The organism is Spirosoma jeollabukense, from assembly GCF_054777855.1.
Window position 1 is genome coordinate 424,550 of sequence record NZ_BAAHAD010000002.1, and the last position, 18,204, is coordinate 442,753.

The 18,204-nt window shown below is 45.9% G+C and carries 18 protein-coding genes; 7 read left to right on the top strand and 11 right to left on the bottom strand.

Annotated elements, in window-relative coordinates; genetic code table 11:
- Positions 1-6: 6 nt before the first annotated feature.
- Positions 7-1,341, top strand: coding sequence for an ammonium transporter (locus ACYVEA_RS10115; protein ID WP_461113310.1), 1,335 nt, complete (start codon positions 7-9; stop codon positions 1,339-1,341).
- A gap of 172 nt (positions 1,342-1,513) precedes the next feature.
- On the opposite strand, the gene ACYVEA_RS10120 is transcribed toward ACYVEA_RS10115, so the two are convergent.
- The 3 genes from ACYVEA_RS10120 to mtaB all read right to left on the bottom strand — a co-directional run bounded on the left by ACYVEA_RS10120 (position 1,514) and on the right by mtaB (position 3,894).
- Positions 1,514-1,918 (bottom strand): DUF6855 family protein, encoded by a 405-nt coding sequence (locus ACYVEA_RS10120; protein ID WP_461113311.1) that lies wholly within the window; start codon positions 1,916-1,918, stop codon positions 1,514-1,516.
- A 15-nt stretch (positions 1,919-1,933) separates the two neighbouring features.
- Complete coding sequence (locus ACYVEA_RS10125; RefSeq protein WP_461113312.1) at positions 1,934-2,296, bottom strand: DUF1304 domain-containing protein; 363 nt, start codon at positions 2,294-2,296, stop codon at positions 1,934-1,936.
- Between the two features lie 269 nt (positions 2,297-2,565).
- Positions 2,566-3,894, bottom strand: coding sequence for a tRNA (N(6)-L-threonylcarbamoyladenosine(37)-C(2))-methylthiotransferase MtaB (gene mtaB, locus ACYVEA_RS10130; RefSeq protein WP_461113313.1), 1,329 nt, complete (start codon positions 3,892-3,894; stop codon positions 2,566-2,568).
- 82 nt (positions 3,895-3,976) lie between these two features.
- Here mtaB and ACYVEA_RS10135 point away from each other — a divergent pair, with 82 nt between their 5' ends.
- The 3 genes from ACYVEA_RS10135 (at position 3,977) to ACYVEA_RS10145 (ending at position 6,250) form a co-directional block, all read left to right on the top strand.
- The gene (locus ACYVEA_RS10135) at positions 3,977-4,669 is read left to right on the top strand and encodes an RsmE family RNA methyltransferase (protein ID WP_461113314.1); all 693 of its coding nucleotides are present in this window, start codon (positions 3,977-3,979) and stop codon (positions 4,667-4,669) included.
- Positions 4,666-5,325: a DUF4159 domain-containing protein gene (locus ACYVEA_RS10140; protein WP_461113315.1), complete on the top strand. Its 660-nt coding sequence runs from the start codon at positions 4,666-4,668 to the stop codon at positions 5,323-5,325. Before ACYVEA_RS10135 ends, ACYVEA_RS10140 begins: the two co-directional genes overlap by 4 nt.
- A 106-nt stretch (positions 5,326-5,431) precedes the next feature.
- Entirely contained in the window at positions 5,432-6,250 is an 819-nt protein-coding gene (locus ACYVEA_RS10145; RefSeq protein ID WP_461113316.1) for an acyl-CoA desaturase, read from the top strand.
- A gap of 133 nt (positions 6,251-6,383) precedes the next feature.
- Here ACYVEA_RS10145 and ACYVEA_RS10150 read toward each other — a convergent pair whose 3' ends face one another.
- From ACYVEA_RS10150 to ACYVEA_RS10160, 3 genes are all read right to left on the bottom strand, one after another.
- Entirely contained in the window at positions 6,384-6,911 is a 528-nt protein-coding gene (locus ACYVEA_RS10150; protein ID WP_461113317.1) for a 5' nucleotidase, NT5C type, read from the bottom strand.
- Positions 6,912-6,949: 38 nt separating this feature from the next.
- Positions 6,950-8,410 (bottom strand): dihydrolipoamide acetyltransferase family protein, encoded by a 1,461-nt coding sequence (locus tag ACYVEA_RS10155; RefSeq protein ID WP_461114067.1) that lies wholly within the window; start codon positions 8,408-8,410, stop codon positions 6,950-6,952.
- Between the two features lie 88 nt (positions 8,411-8,498).
- Positions 8,499-9,752 carry a competence/damage-inducible protein A gene (locus ACYVEA_RS10160; protein WP_461113318.1) on the bottom strand — a complete coding sequence of 418 codons (1,254 nt, stop codon included), beginning with the start codon at positions 9,750-9,752 and terminating at the stop codon, positions 8,499-8,501.
- A 211-nt stretch (positions 9,753-9,963) separates the two neighbouring features.
- Between ACYVEA_RS10160 and ACYVEA_RS10165 the strand changes: the two genes are divergently transcribed.
- A complete protein-coding gene (locus ACYVEA_RS10165) occupies positions 9,964-10,725 on the top strand; it encodes a DUF4197 domain-containing protein (protein WP_461113319.1) in 762 nt (253 codons plus the stop codon).
- A gap of 56 nt (positions 10,726-10,781) precedes the next feature.
- Here ACYVEA_RS10165 and ACYVEA_RS10170 read toward each other — a convergent pair whose 3' ends face one another.
- The 5 genes from ACYVEA_RS10170 to ACYVEA_RS10190 form a co-directional block, all read right to left on the bottom strand.
- Positions 10,782-11,165: a group III truncated hemoglobin gene (locus ACYVEA_RS10170; RefSeq protein WP_461113320.1), complete on the bottom strand. Its 384-nt coding sequence runs from the start codon at positions 11,163-11,165 to the stop codon at positions 10,782-10,784.
- Between the two features lie 30 nt (positions 11,166-11,195).
- A complete protein-coding gene (locus ACYVEA_RS10175) occupies positions 11,196-11,543 on the bottom strand; it encodes an ArsC family reductase (RefSeq protein ID WP_461113321.1) in 348 nt (115 codons plus the stop codon).
- A gap of 216 nt (positions 11,544-11,759) precedes the next feature.
- The gene (locus ACYVEA_RS10180; protein ID WP_461113322.1) at positions 11,760-12,197 is read right to left on the bottom strand and encodes a putative periplasmic lipoprotein; all 438 of its coding nucleotides are present in this window, start codon (positions 12,195-12,197) and stop codon (positions 11,760-11,762) included.
- 26 nt (positions 12,198-12,223) lie between these two features.
- Positions 12,224-14,761 (bottom strand): hypothetical protein, encoded by a 2,538-nt coding sequence (locus ACYVEA_RS10185; protein WP_461113323.1) that lies wholly within the window; start codon positions 14,759-14,761, stop codon positions 12,224-12,226.
- 156 nt (positions 14,762-14,917) lie between these two features.
- Positions 14,918-15,421: a hypothetical protein gene (locus ACYVEA_RS10190; RefSeq protein ID WP_461113324.1), complete on the bottom strand. Its 504-nt coding sequence runs from the start codon at positions 15,419-15,421 to the stop codon at positions 14,918-14,920.
- 261 nt (positions 15,422-15,682) lie between these two features.
- On the opposite strand from ACYVEA_RS10190, the gene ACYVEA_RS10195 reads away from it, so the two are divergent.
- Both ACYVEA_RS10195 and ACYVEA_RS10200 read left to right on the top strand, forming a co-directional pair.
- Positions 15,683-17,440: a histidine kinase dimerization/phosphoacceptor domain -containing protein gene (locus ACYVEA_RS10195; protein ID WP_461113325.1), complete on the top strand. Its 1,758-nt coding sequence runs from the start codon at positions 15,683-15,685 to the stop codon at positions 17,438-17,440.
- Between the two features lie 2 nt (positions 17,441-17,442).
- Positions 17,443-18,168: a response regulator gene (locus tag ACYVEA_RS10200; protein ID WP_461113326.1), complete on the top strand. Its 726-nt coding sequence runs from the start codon at positions 17,443-17,445 to the stop codon at positions 18,166-18,168.
- Positions 18,169-18,204 lie beyond the last annotated feature (36 nt).

Sequence of the window (18,204 nt, forward strand, 5' to 3'; positions counted from 1 at the left end):
GTTATCATGCAAAAGCCTTCTTACATTCCTCTAATCATTTTGCTGGTTGTAGCCGTACTTGGCGTACTGCCTGGCTTCAATGGTGTTCCGACACAAATCGTGACGGAAGGTATCAACTCAGGTGATACGGCCTGGATGCTTGTTGCTACTGCTCTTGTCTTGTTGATGACGCCGGGTCTGGCGTACTTCTACGGTGGAATGGTGAATAACAAAAACGTTATCTCAACGATGCTGCAAAGCTTCGTTGCGATGGGAGTTATCAGTGTATTATGGGTTGTTGTTGGCTTTAGCCTGGCGTTTGGTACCTCAATTGGTGGTTTCGTTGGTAACCCAATGGATCACTTCATGTTCAAAGGCGTGCTGGATGGTAAGCCCTGGTCACTGGCGGCTTCAATTCCGTTGGTAGTATTCGCGTTCTTTCAGCTGAAATTTGCTGTTATCACCCCTGCTCTTGTAACGGGTTCAATGGCCGAACGTATCAACTTTAAGTCCTACGTACTGTTCATGATCTTGTTTAGTTTGCTGGTGTATGCCCCATTAGCTCACATGACCTGGCATCCAGAAGGTATCCTTTTCAAGTTAGGCGTGCTTGATTTCGCTGGTGGTACGGTTGTTCACATGTCGGCAGGTTGGGCAGCCCTGGCTGGCGCCTTGTATCTGAAGCGTCGGCGATCGCAAATCGAAGCCAGCTATTTCCCACCCGCCAACATTCCATTTGTGTTGCTGGGTACAGGTCTGCTCTGGTTTGGCTGGTTTGGTTTCAACGCTGGTTCGGCTGTTGGCGCAACACCACTTGCCGCATCGGCTTTCGCAACAACCAACACAGCGGCTGCGGCCGCAGGCTTAGCCTGGGTGTTATTTGATGCGGCTAAAGGCAAAAAAGTATCAGCCCTTGGGTTCTGTATCGGTGCTGTCGTTGGGCTGGTTGCAATTACACCTGCGGCTGGTTTTGTTACGATCCCGACGGCTATTTTCATCGGTACGATTGGCTCAATGGTATCAAACTACGTAGCGCACCTACGTTCGAAATCGACCTTAGACGATACGCTTGACGTATTCCCTTGTCACGGTGTTGGCGGTATGGTTGGTATGCTGATGACTGGCATTTTCGCTAGCAAAAGCGTCAACGCAGCTGTTGTTGACGAAGGGCTGGCTTTCGGTCAAACAAAGTTGTTTATTACCCATATCATCGCGTTGGTAGGTGTGTCAGTTTTCGCCTTCGTTATGTCGTATGCACTGCTTAAAGTAACGGACCTGATTCTGCCCCTGCGGGTTACGGCCGATGACGAAAAAGTAGGTCTGGATGTAAGTCAGCACGATGAGTTCCTTATCGAAGCCTAATTAGTAAAAGCAGGCCACTACTGTTGTGGAAACGTAGTGACCTGACCGACATAACAACGGAGCCACAGGCATCCTGTCTGGCCGTAACGTCTGACAGCTTTATCTGTGGTTTTGTTGTACTCATGGAGCCGTTCCCGCTTGGGGACGGTTTCCTATTTTTAGAGGATATGGCTCAAATAGCCCGCATTCGATTGTTTTTTAGTTTATGTTCCACTTCAGCCAGGCCCAGCGCTTCCATAAGCGGAGGAATGTATAGGGCAAAACGTCCGCGAAGTCCTTTCTTCAGGCCATACCATCCACCAAGGGGATTTCTTACCGCCCGGCCCCAGGCTTCAACGGTTCCCTCCTTAGCGGGCTTTTGTTCATCGGTAGCTCCTAACTCCATCCAATCGCCATGCTTTTTTAACATTTCATGCAAATCGGCGAGACAGCGGTAATCGTAGTGGAGAACCGTCTTACCGACCGTGCAAACAAGGATCGCCCTGCCGTCTTTTACATCTTTATACAATTGGTATTCGGAAGTGCCGGGTGGGGTTTTCATCTTCCACGGATTTTCTTTTGTTCCTTCTTCAGCCATGTTGTATAATCGAGTTTAAGCAAATATGGTGGCGAGTAGCGCTAAAATTGCGGGAAGGGCCTGCACATAAAAGATGGATTTCTGGGCCGTTAGGGCACCATATGTACCCGCTATAATAACGCAACCCAGAAAAAAGTAGGCAACATTTATGCTCCAGGCCGCATCATCGATCAGCAGTGACCAGAAAAGTCCAGCGGCCAAGAAACCATTATACAGTCCCTGGTTAGCGGCCAGTGCCTTTGTCGGCTCAAATAAATCAGGGGCCAGAGATTTGAAGGTTTTTCGGCCTCTCGTTGTCCAGGCAAACATTTCCAGCCACAGGATATAGACGTGTTCGACGGCAACAAGGCCAATCAGAATTTCGGAAAGTAATTTCATGGGTAGGGAGTTTGGTAGGAGGGCAATCTGGAAACTTTTTCTCAGATACGTAGTAGTTTTGGCTTAAACTTTCCGGAGAAAACAGATCTGAAGCACTATTTTGGTGCGTTCAACATTCCCTTCGAACTGTTTGTAAGACGGATTTTCCTGATGAACGTATCGCTGATAAGTAATAAAGCGAAATTATCCACTGGCAGGCCGCTCTGAGGATAATTTCGCTTTTAACCAAGTAGTTGAGCCTGATTAGTTAAAGCAAGGTTGCCTGACATTCAATGATGTTCCAGCACAGGTTCCAATTCCGTTACTTCCATCAAGCCTTCAGCGTTCACGGAAGTCATGTGTACAGGTAGTGTTTCGTTAATAAGAAGTGGGTCGTACTGTGCCACGACGCGGACATAGTTTTCGGTGAAACCCTGCATACGTCCGTTCTCAATATCCTCTTCAAATAACACGGTGGCATCCCGGCCAACCTGTGAGTCATAAAACGCCCGCCGTTTCTTGTCCGACAGAATATGCAACATCTTCGAGCGTTCGGCCCGAATGTGGCCCGGTACTACGGGTTTAATCGTTAGTGCCGTCGTGTTTGGGCGTTCAGAATACGTGAAAACGTGCAGATACGAAATAGGAAGTTCGTTCAAAAACAGATAGGTTTCCTTAAACTCCGTTTCTGTTTCGCCGGGGTGACCTACAATTACGTCCACACCAATACACGCGTGTGGCATACGTTCCTTGATCTTCTGCACCCGGTCGACGTAGAGTTCGCGCTTGTAGCGACGGCGCATTAAGCCCAATACCCGGTTGCTGCCCGATTGCAACGGTACGTGAAAATGCGGAACAAACCGGTTCGATTGGGCAACAAAAGCAATGATTTCGTCAGTCAAAAGATTTGGTTCAATGCTCGAAATCCGAAACCGTTCGATGCCGTTGACCTCATCCAGAGCACGTACCAGATCAAAAAAGGTTTCCTGCCGCTGGCCATCAACTAAGCCAAAATCGCCAATGTTGACGCCTGTTAAGACAATTTCCCTGACCCCACGTTCGGCAATTTCGCGAGCGGCTTTCACTACGTTAGCAACGGTGTCGGAGCGGCTTTTTCCGCGGGCCAATGGGATCGTGCAGTAAGCACAAGGATAATCGCAGCCATCCTGCACTTTCAGAAAGGTGCGCGTCCGGTCGTTCAGCGAATAGGCCGCATGGTAGTCGATAGCTTCTTCAATTGGTGAGTTGAATACCTGAGCAGGCTGTCCTGTCGGTACTTTCTCGAACGTAGACATGATTTCGTGAAGCCGGAATTTCTCGGCGGCTCCCAGGACGGCATCTACCCCCGGAATCTCCGAAATTTCTTTAGGCTTTAACTGAGCATAGCAGCCTAAGATAGCTACATAGCCGTCGGGATTGATCTTCTGAGCTTCACGGACAATTTTCCGGCATTTTTTGTCGGCATTATCGGTCACAGAGCACGTATTAATAATAAAAATGTCGGGTTGTTGATTGAACTCTACGCGTTCGTAGCCGTGGGTTTCCATCAAACGGGCCAGCGTAGAGGTTTCAGAAAAATTCAGTTTACAACCGAGTGTATAAAAGGCAACTTTTTTCACAGCAATTCATCTATCCTGCAAAACTACAAAATTTTGGTGGGGTGGGTTCAGTTTCGTAAGCGGTTGTACTTTTGTATTACCTATGCATCTATTCTACCAGCCTGCTGCTGTTGAGTACCTAACCGAAGACGATTCCCGTCACGCCATCAAAACGTTACGTCTCCAGGTTGGCAACCAAATTGCCATTACCGATGGACACGGAAACCGACATTTGGCCGTTATTAGTTCGGTAGATTCCCGGCGTTGTTCGTTTCGGATAACTGACACGCAGACAACGTTACCGCGACCATTTTCCGTACGGATTTGCGTGGCTCCAACCAAGAATCTGGACCGTATCGAATGGTTTGTGGAGAAGGCGGTCGAGGTTGGAATCGAACGAATAAGTTTTTTCTTTGGACAGCACTCCGAACGCCGAGTGCTGAAACTGGAGCGGTTGGAAAAGATTGCTATAGCGGCCATGAAGCAATCTCTGCAATCGTTTTTGCCGCAGTTGGATGAAGCCATTCCGTTCGGTGAGTTACTAAAAACTAGTATTGAGGAAGACCGTTTTATTGCTCATTTACCCACTGATGAACCAGTTATTAATTTAGCGAAACGTGCAACTGTAAATGGGCAGTATAGTGTTCTAATAGGACCGGAAGGCGATTTTTCAGATAAAGAAATTCAGCAGGCTGTTGCCGCTGGTTTCCAGATGGTAACGCTTGGCCCAAATCGACTACGTACTGAAACGGCAGCCCTGACAGCCTGCCAATTGTTAAATTTCCTGAACGTATGAAAAAACTGCTTATTCTATTCATAATTTTCCATTCATCATTCAGCATTTCGAGAGGCCAGTATGCCTATAAAATCGCCAAGCTGAAATACAACGGCGGGGGCGACTGGTACGCCAACAAAACCTCCTTACCCAACCTGATTAAGTTTGCCAATGCGAACCTGCGCATGAACATTTTTCCTGAAGAAGACATCGTTGAGCCCGGCAGTCCTGACTTGTTTGGTTATCCGTTCGTTCACATGACGGGACATGGCAATGTAACGTTCAGCGATGCTGATGTGCAGAATTTGCGTCGGTACCTGATGTCAGGTGGTTTTTTGCATGTTGATGATAACTACGGGCTGGATAAATTTATCCGGCGCGAGATGAAGAAGGTTTTTCCAGAACTGAATTTCGTAGAGTTGCCGTTTAACCATCCAGTTTATCAGCAGAAGTTCAAATTTGCGAATGGACTGCCCAAAGTTCATGAGCATGATGCCAAAGCACCCCAGGGGTTCGGTTTGATCTACCAGGGGCGACTGGTGTGTTTTTATAGTTATGAGTGTGATTTAGGCAATGGCTGGGAGGATCAAAGTGTGTACAACGATCCTGAACCCGTGCGCCAGCAGGCGCTACGCATGGGCGCCAATCTGCTGCAATACGCCACCACTATAAATTAAGTAAAGTATTATTTGGGGATAGCAAGCCAAACCGGTCGAAAATTCGTTAGTTTTGTAGTAATATTCTTAGTCACGTAGATTCTTCACCCTTTAATTAATCGCCATTGTGATTGTACTGGCCGCGTTCATTGGGCACTGGTATTTGTCCCTGTTCTGCCAAACGTTCTTTTTACACCGTTATTCAGCCCATAAAATGTTTGTCATGAACAAATTCTGGGAGCGGTTTTTTTATGCCTTAACCTACGTATCGCAAGGGTCGTCGTACCTAAGCCCGCGCGCGTATGCGGTGCTGCATCGTATGCACCACGCCTTCAGCGACACAGAAAGAGACCCCCATTCGCCCCATCATACGAAAAATATATTCACGATGATGTGGAAAACGAAAGACATTTATAATGCTGTTCTTCACCGTAAACAGCCAGTTGAAAAGCAATTTGACCGGAATTATCCCGAGTGGAGTTTCATCGAAAAAGTTGGCGATTCATGGGTCTCCCGCGCTGGCTGGGGTGTGTTCTACAGCATGTTCTACCTATTTGCTTTCCTTTACCTGGATATGCACTGGGCGTTCTTCTTCCTGCTGCCCGTTCACTTTGTAATGGGACCGGTGCACGGGGCTATCATCAACTGGAGTGGCCACAAGTATGGATATTCTAATTTCGATAACCAGGATCAGTCGAAGAATTCGCTGATTTTAGACGTCGTGATGATGGGTGAGTTGTTTCAGAACAATCACCACAAACGCCCAAACTCAGCTAATTTTGGGGCTAAATGGTTTGAATTCGATCCAACCTTCCCTGTAATCGGGCTTTTGCACAAACTGCATATTGTTCGCTTAAGACCATCTGCCGAAGCAAAAAAGGCTCAATACGAGGTAGGTCATGACCGACGGGTTGAGGTTGAAAAGGAAAAAGAAATTGAGGCCTAGATTTTGTAATGCATAAAAAAAGCTCCGAATTGCTTCGGAGCTTTTTTTATGTAGTGCGGTCGGGCTGGCGTATCAGTGGAAACCCATAGTTTAAGTTTTATTACATATGCCAGCCCTGCCCCACTCTACTACGTTACAACAAAATTGTGGCGATATCCTGCCAAGATTTTGCCCGCTGGAACTCGTTGTCATCGCGATTATGTAGCGCGTCGAAGAGTAAGCCTTTTCCCTGAAATGTGCGTAGGTTACGAGGTAGATCGTCGATAAGAAAATCGGTATTCAGCACGCTTTTGTCGCCCAGGAAAATGTAGTTGCGCCACGAAATGGCGGGGAAATGTTCCTGTAGCCAGTCCCACTTTTCGCGCAGGGAGTTAGGGAATTCCTGAGCAGCCGAAGCGACAAAAACATCGTACGTTTTCATAAGATCGGCAATAACGTCCTGTGCGCCCTCCATTACCTTAATATCCCGAAAAAAACCGGGTTCATAAACCCGTTCTGATATGAGCTGGTATTCATTCTCGTCGAATAATTCGTGAAATGACTTCTCTTTCAGTTCCTCAAGTGTATAGCGAGGCATGTCGCCTTCCAGATACAATTTAATAAACTTGGCGTGAGTGTCGGCCATCACGTCGTCCATGTCAATGGCAATGCGTTTTTTCATGAGGTTGTCTGACCGCGCGGGCGGGGCCGCCCGCGCGGTCAGAGTTTAAGGTTACTATCAAATTTCTCTAGGTAATCGGCTACGCGCCGGATGAATTGACCGCCCAGTGAGCCATCAACCACGCGGTGGTCGTAGGAGTGGGAAAGGAACATCAACTGTCGGATGCCAATGAAATCGCCCTCCGGTGTTTCGATAACCGCTGGTTTTTTTACAATTGCCCCGAAGGCCATAATCGCTACCTGAGGTTGCAGGATGATGGGCGTTCCCATCAGGTTGCCGAACGTACCAATGTTGGAGATCGTGTAGGTACCACCGGCCAGATCGTCGGCAGTGAGTTTGTTTTCCCGGGCCCGTTTGGTCAGGTCATTCACTTTTTTGGTTAGACCAACCAGGTTATACTGGTCGGCATTGTGAATAACGGGCACAATCAAATTGCCGCTCGGTAGGGCAACGGCCATGCCAATATTGATTGCTTTCTTTAAAATAATTTTATCGCCGTCAACCGATACGTTGATCATCGGAAAGTCTTTTATGGCTTTCACAATGGCATCGACAAAAATCGGCGTATAGGTCAGATTTTCACCCGTTTGCTGTTTGAATGCGTCCTTACTACGTGTCCGCCATTGTACAATTGGCGTCATATCGGCTTCCACAAACGAACTGACGTGGGGGGAAATCTGCTTTGACTCCACCATGCGCTGGGCAATCAGCTTACGCATCCGATCCATCTGAATAATATCGGATTGACCATTGAGCGAAGCCGTGACTTGGGGCTTGGGGTTTGATGCCTGGGGCTGAGAAGGGATGGGCAAAACCTCTTGCTCACTGCCCTTTGCCTCTGGCAAGTTTCCTTCTGTACGGTCGTTGACGTAGGCCAGAATATCCTTCTTCGTTACCCGATTTTCGGCGCCTGAGCCGGGAATTCGGTCAAGTTCATCACGCGAAATCCTTTCTTCTTTGGCAATTTTTAGAACCAGCGGTGAGTAAAACCGATCTGCGAAACTGGTAGATTCATCGGCCAGCTTATTCGCTGATACAGCCACCGCTTTAGGAACATGAGCCGTGCGACTGCTCATTAAGGAAATAGTAGTTTCTAACTCGCTAGCTGCCTTAAGCGCTTCTGAATCTTCAGCTATGTCGATAGACTCAGCTTCTGCGGGAACGTTTGCTACGTCGCCAATGCCTCTAGGGCTTTGATCTGCCTCACTAGGTACAGGCTGAGTAGGTTCCGGTAAGTCTGGCTCTTTTCCAACCAATTCTTTCGTCTCGATACGGGCAATGGGTGCACCAACCGCAACAACGTCGCCGTCGTTTACCAGAATTTCTTTTAAAATACCCGTGTGCGACGCCGGAACTTCAGTATCTACTTTGTCGGTAGCAACTTCCAGTACCGACTCATCCACATCAACCAGGTCGCCAGGCTGTTTAAGCCAAGTGATGACCGTGCATTCCATTATACTTTCGCCCATTTTGGGCATAACCATATCGATGAGTGCCATCTTTTTAATGATAAATCGGGGCCGCCCGTGCGGATGAATGATAAATGATGAATAGTTATACGCCATAACATTCATCATTTATCATTCATCATTGGTTTAAAACCTCTTCCCGTAGCATATTTAGCAGGTAGTTGGAGGTTAACTGAATGTTCTGATCCCGGTATTTTCCGAGCTTTAGCAGACGTGTAACAGTGCGTTGTTCGGTAGAGCAGGCAATCCAGATCGTGCCGACGGGTTTGTCAGGCGTGCCGCCTTCGGGTCCGGCGATACCGCTTGTTGCAATGCCAATGTTTGTGCCGAGCGTTTTGCGAACACCTTCTGCCATCTGTTGAATAGTTTCTTCGCTTACAGCTCCAAACAACTCCAGCGTTTCAGGCCTAACGCCTAGCTGCCGCACCTTAACGGCGTTGCTATAACTAACAATGCTTCCCCAGAAATAAGCCGATGACCCCGGCACTTTCGTAATTTGTGCCGATACGTAGCCACCCGTGCAACTTTCGGCAATGCCCAGTGTGAGGTTTTTTTCTTTCAAAAGTTGCCCCACAACCGTTTCAATCTCATCGTCATCGAAACCATATACGTTTTTCGAGATGAGTGGCATTACTTTCTCAACTTGTTCTGCCAATTCGTGATCCAGTAGGGTATTGTCCTCGCCAGTGGCTGTCAGACGTAACTTAACGCCACCAAAACTCGGTAGGTAAGCCAGTTTGATATGGTCAGGCAGCGCATCTTCCCATGCTTCGATACGTTCGGCCAGAAACGATTCGCCAATGCCGATTGTGCGAATCATTTTATGCTTGATGATGGGCGTTTTAAAGTGACCGGTCAATTTCGGTAGAATCCGGTTCGTCATGAGGTGTTTCATCTCGAACGGCACACCCGGCAATGATACGTATACCCGTCCTTCATACTCAAACCACATGCCCGGCGCCGTACCCCAGTCGTTCTGCATGTAAATGGCATTGGCCGGAAGGTCAGCCTGAGCGCGGTTGAGATCGGTCATTTCGCGGCCACGCTTCTCGAAAAAGCTGGTTACCAGAGCTAGCGCTTCTTGATTACGTACCATCCCGACGCCAAAATACGTACACAGGGTTTTCTTGGTAATATCGTCTTTCGTAGGACCCAGGCCACCCGTAATAATAATCACATCCGCTCGTTGATGCGCTTCGTGCAGGACCTGCAAAATGGCATCAACCTGATCGCCAATGGACGATTTTCGCACAACCCGGATGCCAATGTTTGTGAGTTCTGTACCGATCCAGGCTGTATTGGTATCGGTAATCTGTCCGAATAATATTTCGTCGCCGATAGTAATCACTTCGGCACGTATGGTGTTGATCATTCCTGAATTAATAATGAGTAATGAACAATGTATAATGGGCTGGCTAATGCTTCCAAATGAGGCAATGAAAAAAATATTTGACTGACATTCAGTATGTTATAAATAATTATTCATTGCCCATTATACATTATGCATTCTTTCGTGTCAAAAGTACGAAAAAACGATTTAGAGCCATTGACCGTTATAAAATGGCAACCTGATTAATTCGATCATGAAAAAAAATGTTCTTACAGCCGCCTTACTGGCTCTGACAATTAGTACAACCAGTTTTGCTCAAGATTCAACGCAGCAGAAGGCGCCTGCTAAAGGTATTTTTGGTAAAGTTCTGGAAGCCGTTACCAATACGTCGGCTGGAACGGGAGGAAGTTTGACGAATACGGATATTGCGTCGGCGTTAAAGCAAGCTCTCACAATCGGAATTGGGAAAGGATCGGATCAGGCATCGGCGCTGGATGGATACTTTAAAAATCCCCTGCTGAAACTTACGTTTCCTCCCGAAGCGCAAAAGGTGGCTTCAACACTTCGGCAGATAGGGTTAAACAAACAGGTCGATCAGTTTGAGTTATCGTTGAACCGGGCCGCCGAAGATGCTGCCAAAAAGGCTAAACCCGTGTTTATTAAGGCGATAACATCCATGAGTATTCAGGATGCCGTTGGGATTTTGCGGGGGCAGAAAGACGCTGCCACCCAGTATCTCCGTCGAACTTCAGGTCAGCAGTTGGTTACTGAATTTACGCCGATCATTGATAGTACGTTGAAGAAAAACAACGCGACTAAGTACTACAGTGAACTGGTAAATACCTACAACAAGGTGCCGTTTGTACAGAAAGCAAATCCAGATTTAACTGCCTACGCAACTGGTAAAGCGGTGGATGGGCTGTTTCTGCTGGTCGCTCAGGAGGAAGCTAAAATTCGTGAAAATCCAGCTGCCCGCGTCACCGATCTGTTGAAGAAGGTATTTGGTGGTAAGTAATATGTAGCGCGGCCGGGTTTCTACTGGTGGTTCAGCCCGGCCGCACTATGTTAAGATTAACTGTTCAGGTACTGAAGTTTGTTATTCCAGACGAGCGCAATCTGTGTCGCTCGTTGTCGCACCTGTTCAGCGGCCTCGCCGGTAAAATTCTCTGTAATCGTTTCTGAAAACAACTGGAGCCATCGTTCAAAATGGTCGATGGTGAGCGTATGTTTTTGATTGATAATCAAGTGCGGACGAAAAGGATGGCCATCATAGGCGTTATTCCCAAGAATCAGCGACTCCCAAAATGCGTACATTTTTGGTAAGTGTTTCGACCAGTCGACCTGCGCTACGTCGGTGAAAATAGGTCCGATGAACGTATCACCCTGTACTTTTTTATAAAACGAATCCACTAGAAACCGAACGGCTTCCGGTGAATCCAGCGTTCTTCTGGACATTTTAGTACTCTTTATGGGAAGAACCCCAAATCAGGCTGAAAATGTTTCCTCGTACTGCTCCGCGTTAAAACCTAAGGCAACAATTCGCCCGTCGGCCTCAATGAGCGGGCGACGAATTACGGACGGTTTTTCGATCATGAGGGCTATCGCACTTTTGGCGTCAATTGGTTTTTTGGTATCAGGTAGTTTCTTCCAGGTTGTTCCGGCTCGGTTTACCAGGTCTTCCCATGGTTTTTGAGTTAGCCAGCGCTCAATTGTTTTTTGATTGATTCCCTGCTTTTTATAATCGTAAAATTGGTAGTCAACACCATGTTCGCTGAGCCAGACGCGGGCTTTTTTTACGGTGTCGCAGTTGGGAATGGCGTATAAAATATACATAAGGCTTGGTTACTTTCGGGCGAAAGTACTCAATTTCAAAGCGTGTTGGTTCGCTTAACCTCTTAACGTAATTGCTTGATTATAGACTGGCTTCTTTAAGGGTTTGGAGTAAGCTGTTGCTTTGGCCGATGGTGTATTGATTGTTACCGACTTTTTAAAAGCGATGAAGTCAGAAATGATAGAAAAGGTGTGGATAGAATTTGATAGTTTGATAAGTTACTTTACCGTCAAAAAATACGTAGCAACCTTGCCACCTGTTTTCGCATTGTTCGTCGTGCGCGATAGTGTTAACTGGGTATCGCTGAGGCTATCGATAGTATATTCGATGATGCCAGCAGTGCCGTTGGGTGGAGGATTTAGTCCTTTCAGTATGAGTTTTTTTTCATCTGCCGAAACTTCCCACTTACCTGTTATGGCTATACCATCCAGATCGACCAGTGTGACTGTTCCTGTACTTAGGTTCAATGTAAAGGAAGCATAGCTGGGTAACACATTGCTCGTAGCCCCAGTGGTGTATACGGCTATGCCATCGTGCCGAACGGAACTGGCTATCCATAGTTTAGTGATGCGTTCGGTTAATGATACAACCGTAGTTGAACCACCACAGCCGCTTAGAGCGAAAAGGGTAAGTAACCCTAGTATGATTTTTTTCATTGGAAGGCTAAAAAAAGTGAATAGCGTTACTGCTTCAGGATACGGCAGATAGCCTGCAAACCACTAGCCTCTACCCGCAGGAAATAAATGCCTATCAGTTGCGATTTCATCGGCAATGTAAGTTCATGCACCCTTTGAACCTGCGGACTCTTCCATTCTCCAATAACCTTACCGACTTCATCCACAAGAGTAAACGTAGCGGGAGCCGCCTTTACCATGCTCAGCCGCACGTCGGCATTCTGCTGAACGGGGTTAGGCGATACGTCCAGACCGAGCGATGTAAGGGTTGGCTCGGTTGCCAGCACTAGCTGAATTGTGATTGGCTGAGACGTAGTGGAGCAACCATCACGAGTTACTATAACCGTGAACGTTCCCTTTTGAGTGGTTGTGTAGGTGTTGTTGGTAGCGCCCGGAACAGGTTGGCCATTATTATACCACTGATATGTCTGTCCAGAAGCCGCTGGCGTAACAAATGTGGCTGATTCCCCCGTAGTAAGGCTGGTAGTAGCGGTGGTAATCGTAGCCGTGGGCGATGGTTTTACTGTAACATCAAATCCAGGTGAAGTCCCGGTACAGCCTTTGCTGTCAGTTGCTGATACGCTGTAGGTACCTGTTGTCGTTACGGAGAGCACCTGCGACGTAGACCCAAAAAGGTTACTGGTTCCCTGTTTCCATTGGTACGTATAGGGGCCTGTGCCGCCAGAAACAGTTGCCGATAAAGGAGAGAATGTACCCGCACAGATGGTATTGTTTCCTGTAATCGAAACCGGAAGGTTTGTTATTTCTTTAATTTCGACAGAGGTTGAGACTGTACATCCCTGGTTAGTTACCTCAACGGAGTATGTTCCAGCTTTTGTAACAGACAAATTTGAGGATGCACCTACGTCATTATTGTTATATTTCCACTTATATACATACGGGACAGGGTTACCATCAGTTACAGCAGATAATACTGTGTTTTGACCGGGGCAAAAAGACAATGAACCACTTATTGTAACACTTGGTGCAACTGAAGTAATACTAATAGTATTGGTGGTAGCTTGACAGCCAGCAGCATCTGTAACAATAGCCTCGTATCTGCCAGCGTTGGACACACCGAATGTAGCAGTTTTTGGGCCTGTAACTAAGGAATTCCGCTTCCATTCGTATGAATACGGAGTTGCTCCTCCAGAAGCGGTTGCTGATAACGTGATAGTACCGCCTTGGCAGGGAAGAAGTGTAGCCGCGGGCTGGTTGATGACTGCTTTAAAAGTCTGACAGTTTGGGTCTAAATTTGGAATGGCTATTCTGGAAAATTCTCCTCCTGCTTTTAAATCATCTTCTTGAGTGCCAGAATGATTTAAGTATAAAAAGTCATTGTATTCAACCGCATTTGAAAAGCCATAAAATGTTCTGTAGAGTTCCGCAATACTACGGCCATTCGTGTACCTGATACTAGCCTGAATACTAGATGGATAAATAACCCAGTAGAGGTATTTGCCAGTGTGCATTATTTTTATACTGGTAGTACTGATACCAATTGTGTCGATTTTAAGACTGTTTACGTCAACTTTCATCATGAAATCAGGACCGCTAGACGTATTAGATGAGGCAGGAACTATGTAATGCAGGCTATTATTATATTGGAATAGGTTAGTTACAGATTTGCCAATTTTGATGATTTCTTTAGTGCCGGCTGCTGTCCCATCTGTTTCCCATATATTTAAATTATTAATGTTGTTATTATAGAAATATGCTTTACCGTTAATGATGCAACTTCGGTCAACATTGATGGATTTAATTATAGTAGTTCCACTAGCCGTACCATCCGAAACCATAAGATTAGAGTCAACAACAAACAATAATTTATTGGCAATTGAGCCTATATTGCCTGGAAAAGAGCTTTCTTTTCCAGGCAATATATCTTTGACGATGGATGTACCGCTTGCGGTTCCGTCTGTTTTCCTTAACTCATAACCATACTCGTCGTCGTCTCCACTAAATAATAATAAATCATTCGCAACGGTTAATCCATTTAAACGCTTATACTCTTTGATTAACGTAACGGTGCTACCGTCTGTCTTGTACAAACCATTGGTAGAATTCGACGCTGTTTTTGCAATGAAATAAAGCTCGTTCTTATACTCAATGCAATAGCCATTATTGAGATCCTGCGAAAAGGAGGATTCTTTGCCTTTAACACTTTCAAAAAATAACACCGTGCCACTCGGTGTTCCGTCTGTCCGCCAGAGTTCACGCCCATTAACACCATCATCAACCCAGAAATACATTTTATCCTTAAAAATCACCACACCGCCCAGATTTACATCACAGCCTTTGGGCCCAACATTAATATCTTTTACCAAGACAGTACCCGCTTCGGTTCCATCACTTTTCCATACTTCACGACCTACCTTTCCATCATCCGCAAAAAAAATAATAACATTATTTACTACTCGCATAAAAGAAGCATTCGACCCACCCTTCCCAGCGTTGATATCTTTAATTATTACTGGATTCTGGCCCCAGGATTTTATTGAGAGTAGTAATAAAAAAAATAATACAAAAAGATATAATTGTTTCATTATAAGATCGTGGAATAATTCAGAAGCGAATGAAGTAGACCGGGGTCTGTCGGGTTGGCAACATAAACTGCTTAGAACGCCAGCAATTCAGTAGTAATCTGTTGGAGAATACGGCTGTGTAGAAATACTAGATAAATCCTAAACCTGGCAATAGCTCTATTTCTTTTGCTCCAAGCTTATCTTCCCATTACCCAAATCAGTTAGGTTAAATAGTTGTTTTATAGTTTCAGGCAAAGCGTCCCAGAGTTGGTCGTCTTTTCCTGTATAAGTAACTTCGATAATAGAGCCGCTCGTACTGAATTTTTTTATGGTAGATTTTACACCCTCAATCGGCTTAATATTATCTTCTGTTAACTTTAATCTGGTATAATCAATACCGGTTATTGTAATGATGATTACGTTTGTCGCTACAACTGCTTCTTTACCAATTTCAACGGATTTTTCTTTCTTCTTAAACAGTGAACCAATATCTTTTACCGTATTCGCTGTGCTTTTAACCGCACTGCCTGTATTACTGACGGCGGAGTTTACATTAGCAGCACTGTACGCAGCCGCATTTACGGTGCCTACGGTGCTGTTAATTTGGCTAAGTGTTGATTGAGCAAAACTAGTGGTGCCAACTAATAAAGCACCAACTGAGAAGAGAAGGGATGTTTTCATGGTAAGAAGCGGGGTTTTATCGTTTGAAGCATCGGGTAGGCAATACTAACAAGTTGATTATTCGGTAGGCGATTGAATAGCTTCTGTTGGCTACGGGCCTATTGTTCTTAAATTTTATTAATTCCTATAAAATAGGCTACAGTAATTTTATCAATCCCGTCCTTTTCTTTACGAAAAAGAGGTTTTTCACAACGAATATTTTTGTTTGGAAACGAAGCCTGACTTGCTTAGTTTAGGCAGCTAAATTCAGCCTTCTTTTACATGATAATCTCTCCTGTTGGCTGCTTCAGAACGTTTTTTTGTGTGCTGGTAGTAATGCAACTGGCAGTCGGCAGGAGCTTTGCCCAAAAGCCCTTTGTCCTTCCTTTGCAGCGGCATAAATTACTTTATGCCGATACCGTTTATCGACAGGCAGTAGCTGCTAAAGATTCCTTTTTACTGGCCGAAGCCTATTATTTGTATGGGAAAACATATGAAGCGGCTGGTGATTTACTGGCTTCGCACCGCTGGTTTCTTAAATCACTTGGTATTCTCGAACCCCTTGGAGATTCCTTTGCTCTGAGTCGATTGTATTACCGGATGAGTATGAGTGAGTGCAGGCAGGGTCATTATCAGGAAACTCGTCGCTACGCACAGTTATCAATCGCTATAGCTCGAAGGATTCAATCGAATCAGGCGCTCAGTAGGGCCTATTCAGTCATGCAACGTGTTTATGAGACGGACTGGTCAACGGGTAAAACCCGGAAGGGACCCAAACCTCAGCCTGACAGCGCCTTCTATTACAAACAGGCAGGACAAACTTTGTTAATCCATAGTAAAGACTCGCTGGCTCTGATTGAGCGCGGTATCGGAATCGGGGAAAAATTGTGGTACGAAAAGCAAGATCCTGGAGGTATTGTTTATTTAAAAAAAGCGTTGAATCTGGCTGTAAAGAAGAACGAGCCTATCTGGCAGTTTAAGGTCATTCGGGAAATGGTGGCCATGTATTTGAGTATGGATAAACCGAAGCAGGCATGGCTCATGCTCCATAAAGCTGACCAACTTCTTAGCCAAAGTCCGTTTGCGAATTCATATGGAGATCAGTATAACCTTGAAGCGTCTTACAGAGACTATTATTTGAAAATTGGCGACTGGCGCCGGGCTTATGAACGTAGCGAGAAGATACATGAGATGGAACGGAACAACTACGTATCAGATCGGAATGGAGCCGTAACCCGTCTGGGTCTGGTATACGAAACCGAAAAAAAAGAAGCCCTGCTAAAAGCTCAGCAAAAAGAACTGGCGCTACGATCCGAAAACCTGCTCATCCAGCAACGTTTCCTTTGGGCAGTATTGGCTTTGCTACTACTGGCCTTCGGGACCAGTATTATCTTCTTTCGTTTATACCGCCGAAATCAACGAATTAGCACCCGCAATGCTGAGTTAGTGAAGGAGCAGAACCATCGGGTGAAAAATAACCTACAGGTAGTTTCGAGTCTGCTCAATATGCAGGCCAACCGACTTACTGACCAAACGGCAAGAAAAGCTGTAGAGGAAAGTCAGTTGCGTATAGAGACAATGGCAATTCTTCACCGGCGACTTTATGACAATGATCTGTTGGCCCGGATAGACCTGTCGGAATTTATACCCGAGTTGATTGACAGCGTATTGCAGGCATTTGGTTATGCCTATATCCAACCGATTTACGAACTGGAGCCAATTAGTCTGTCTGCAGATCGGGCTTTGTCACTCGGTCTTCTGCTCAATGAGTTAGCAACAAATGCTTGTAAATATGCTTTCCCCGACCATCCCAAGCCTGCCTTTCGTGTATCCTGTTGTCGGGAAACCAATCGTATTCGTTTGTCGGTAGCTGACAATGGGCTTGGTTTTGTTTCACCATCGCCACCAGATTCTCTATCTAAACCTCGTCTGTCATTTGGGATGCGGCTGATTCAAATGCAGGTTGATCAATTGCGGGGAACGTATCAATTTGCGAGTATGGGAGGTACATTATTCACACTGGAGTTTAACGATTTATAGGTATGAATTCACTAAACATCCTCATTGTTGAGGACGAGAATATTACGGCTGTCGATATTCAGGAAACGCTGGAGAAAGCAGGCCATCAGGTGACGGCCATTGCCCGAAATTTTCGGGAAGCAGTTGCCGCTGTCAAGCATTGTCCACCTGACCTGGCCATGATCGATATCAGGCTGGAAGGTTCTTCGGCAGATGGAATTACTACCGCCCGTGAGTTGCTTAACCAGCATTGGATGCCTATTATTTATCTGACAGCCAACTCAGAGTCGCAGACTTTTCAACGTGCGAAAGAAACATCACCCGCAGCGTATTTGCTTAAACCGTTTCGCCACCATGAGCTTGCCTTTCAGGTCGAATTAGCCTATATAAATCAGCGCAATCGGAATCAGCCGACATCTACAACCCTATTTTTACCCATCAACAAAGGGCATGAAAAAATAGAAAAAGACAACGTAGTGTATTTGCTGGCCGAAGGGGCTTATGTAAAAGTATACATGGTTGGCGAAGATAAACCCCATTTGTTAGCAATGAACCTGGGTTATCTGGCCCAGTATTTTTCAACAGCAAACTTTCATCGGTTGTCTCGGTCGCTGCTCATTAATCTGAACCATGTATCACGTTTGGAGCGAAATCAACTGTTCATGCATAAGCTTCCTGCTCCAATTATAATTCCTGAAGGCAACCGGGTCGATTTGATGAAAAAGCTGGCCGTTGTACGGACTAGATAAAACCAGCTTAATCATGCGGGTTTCCACCCACACTAC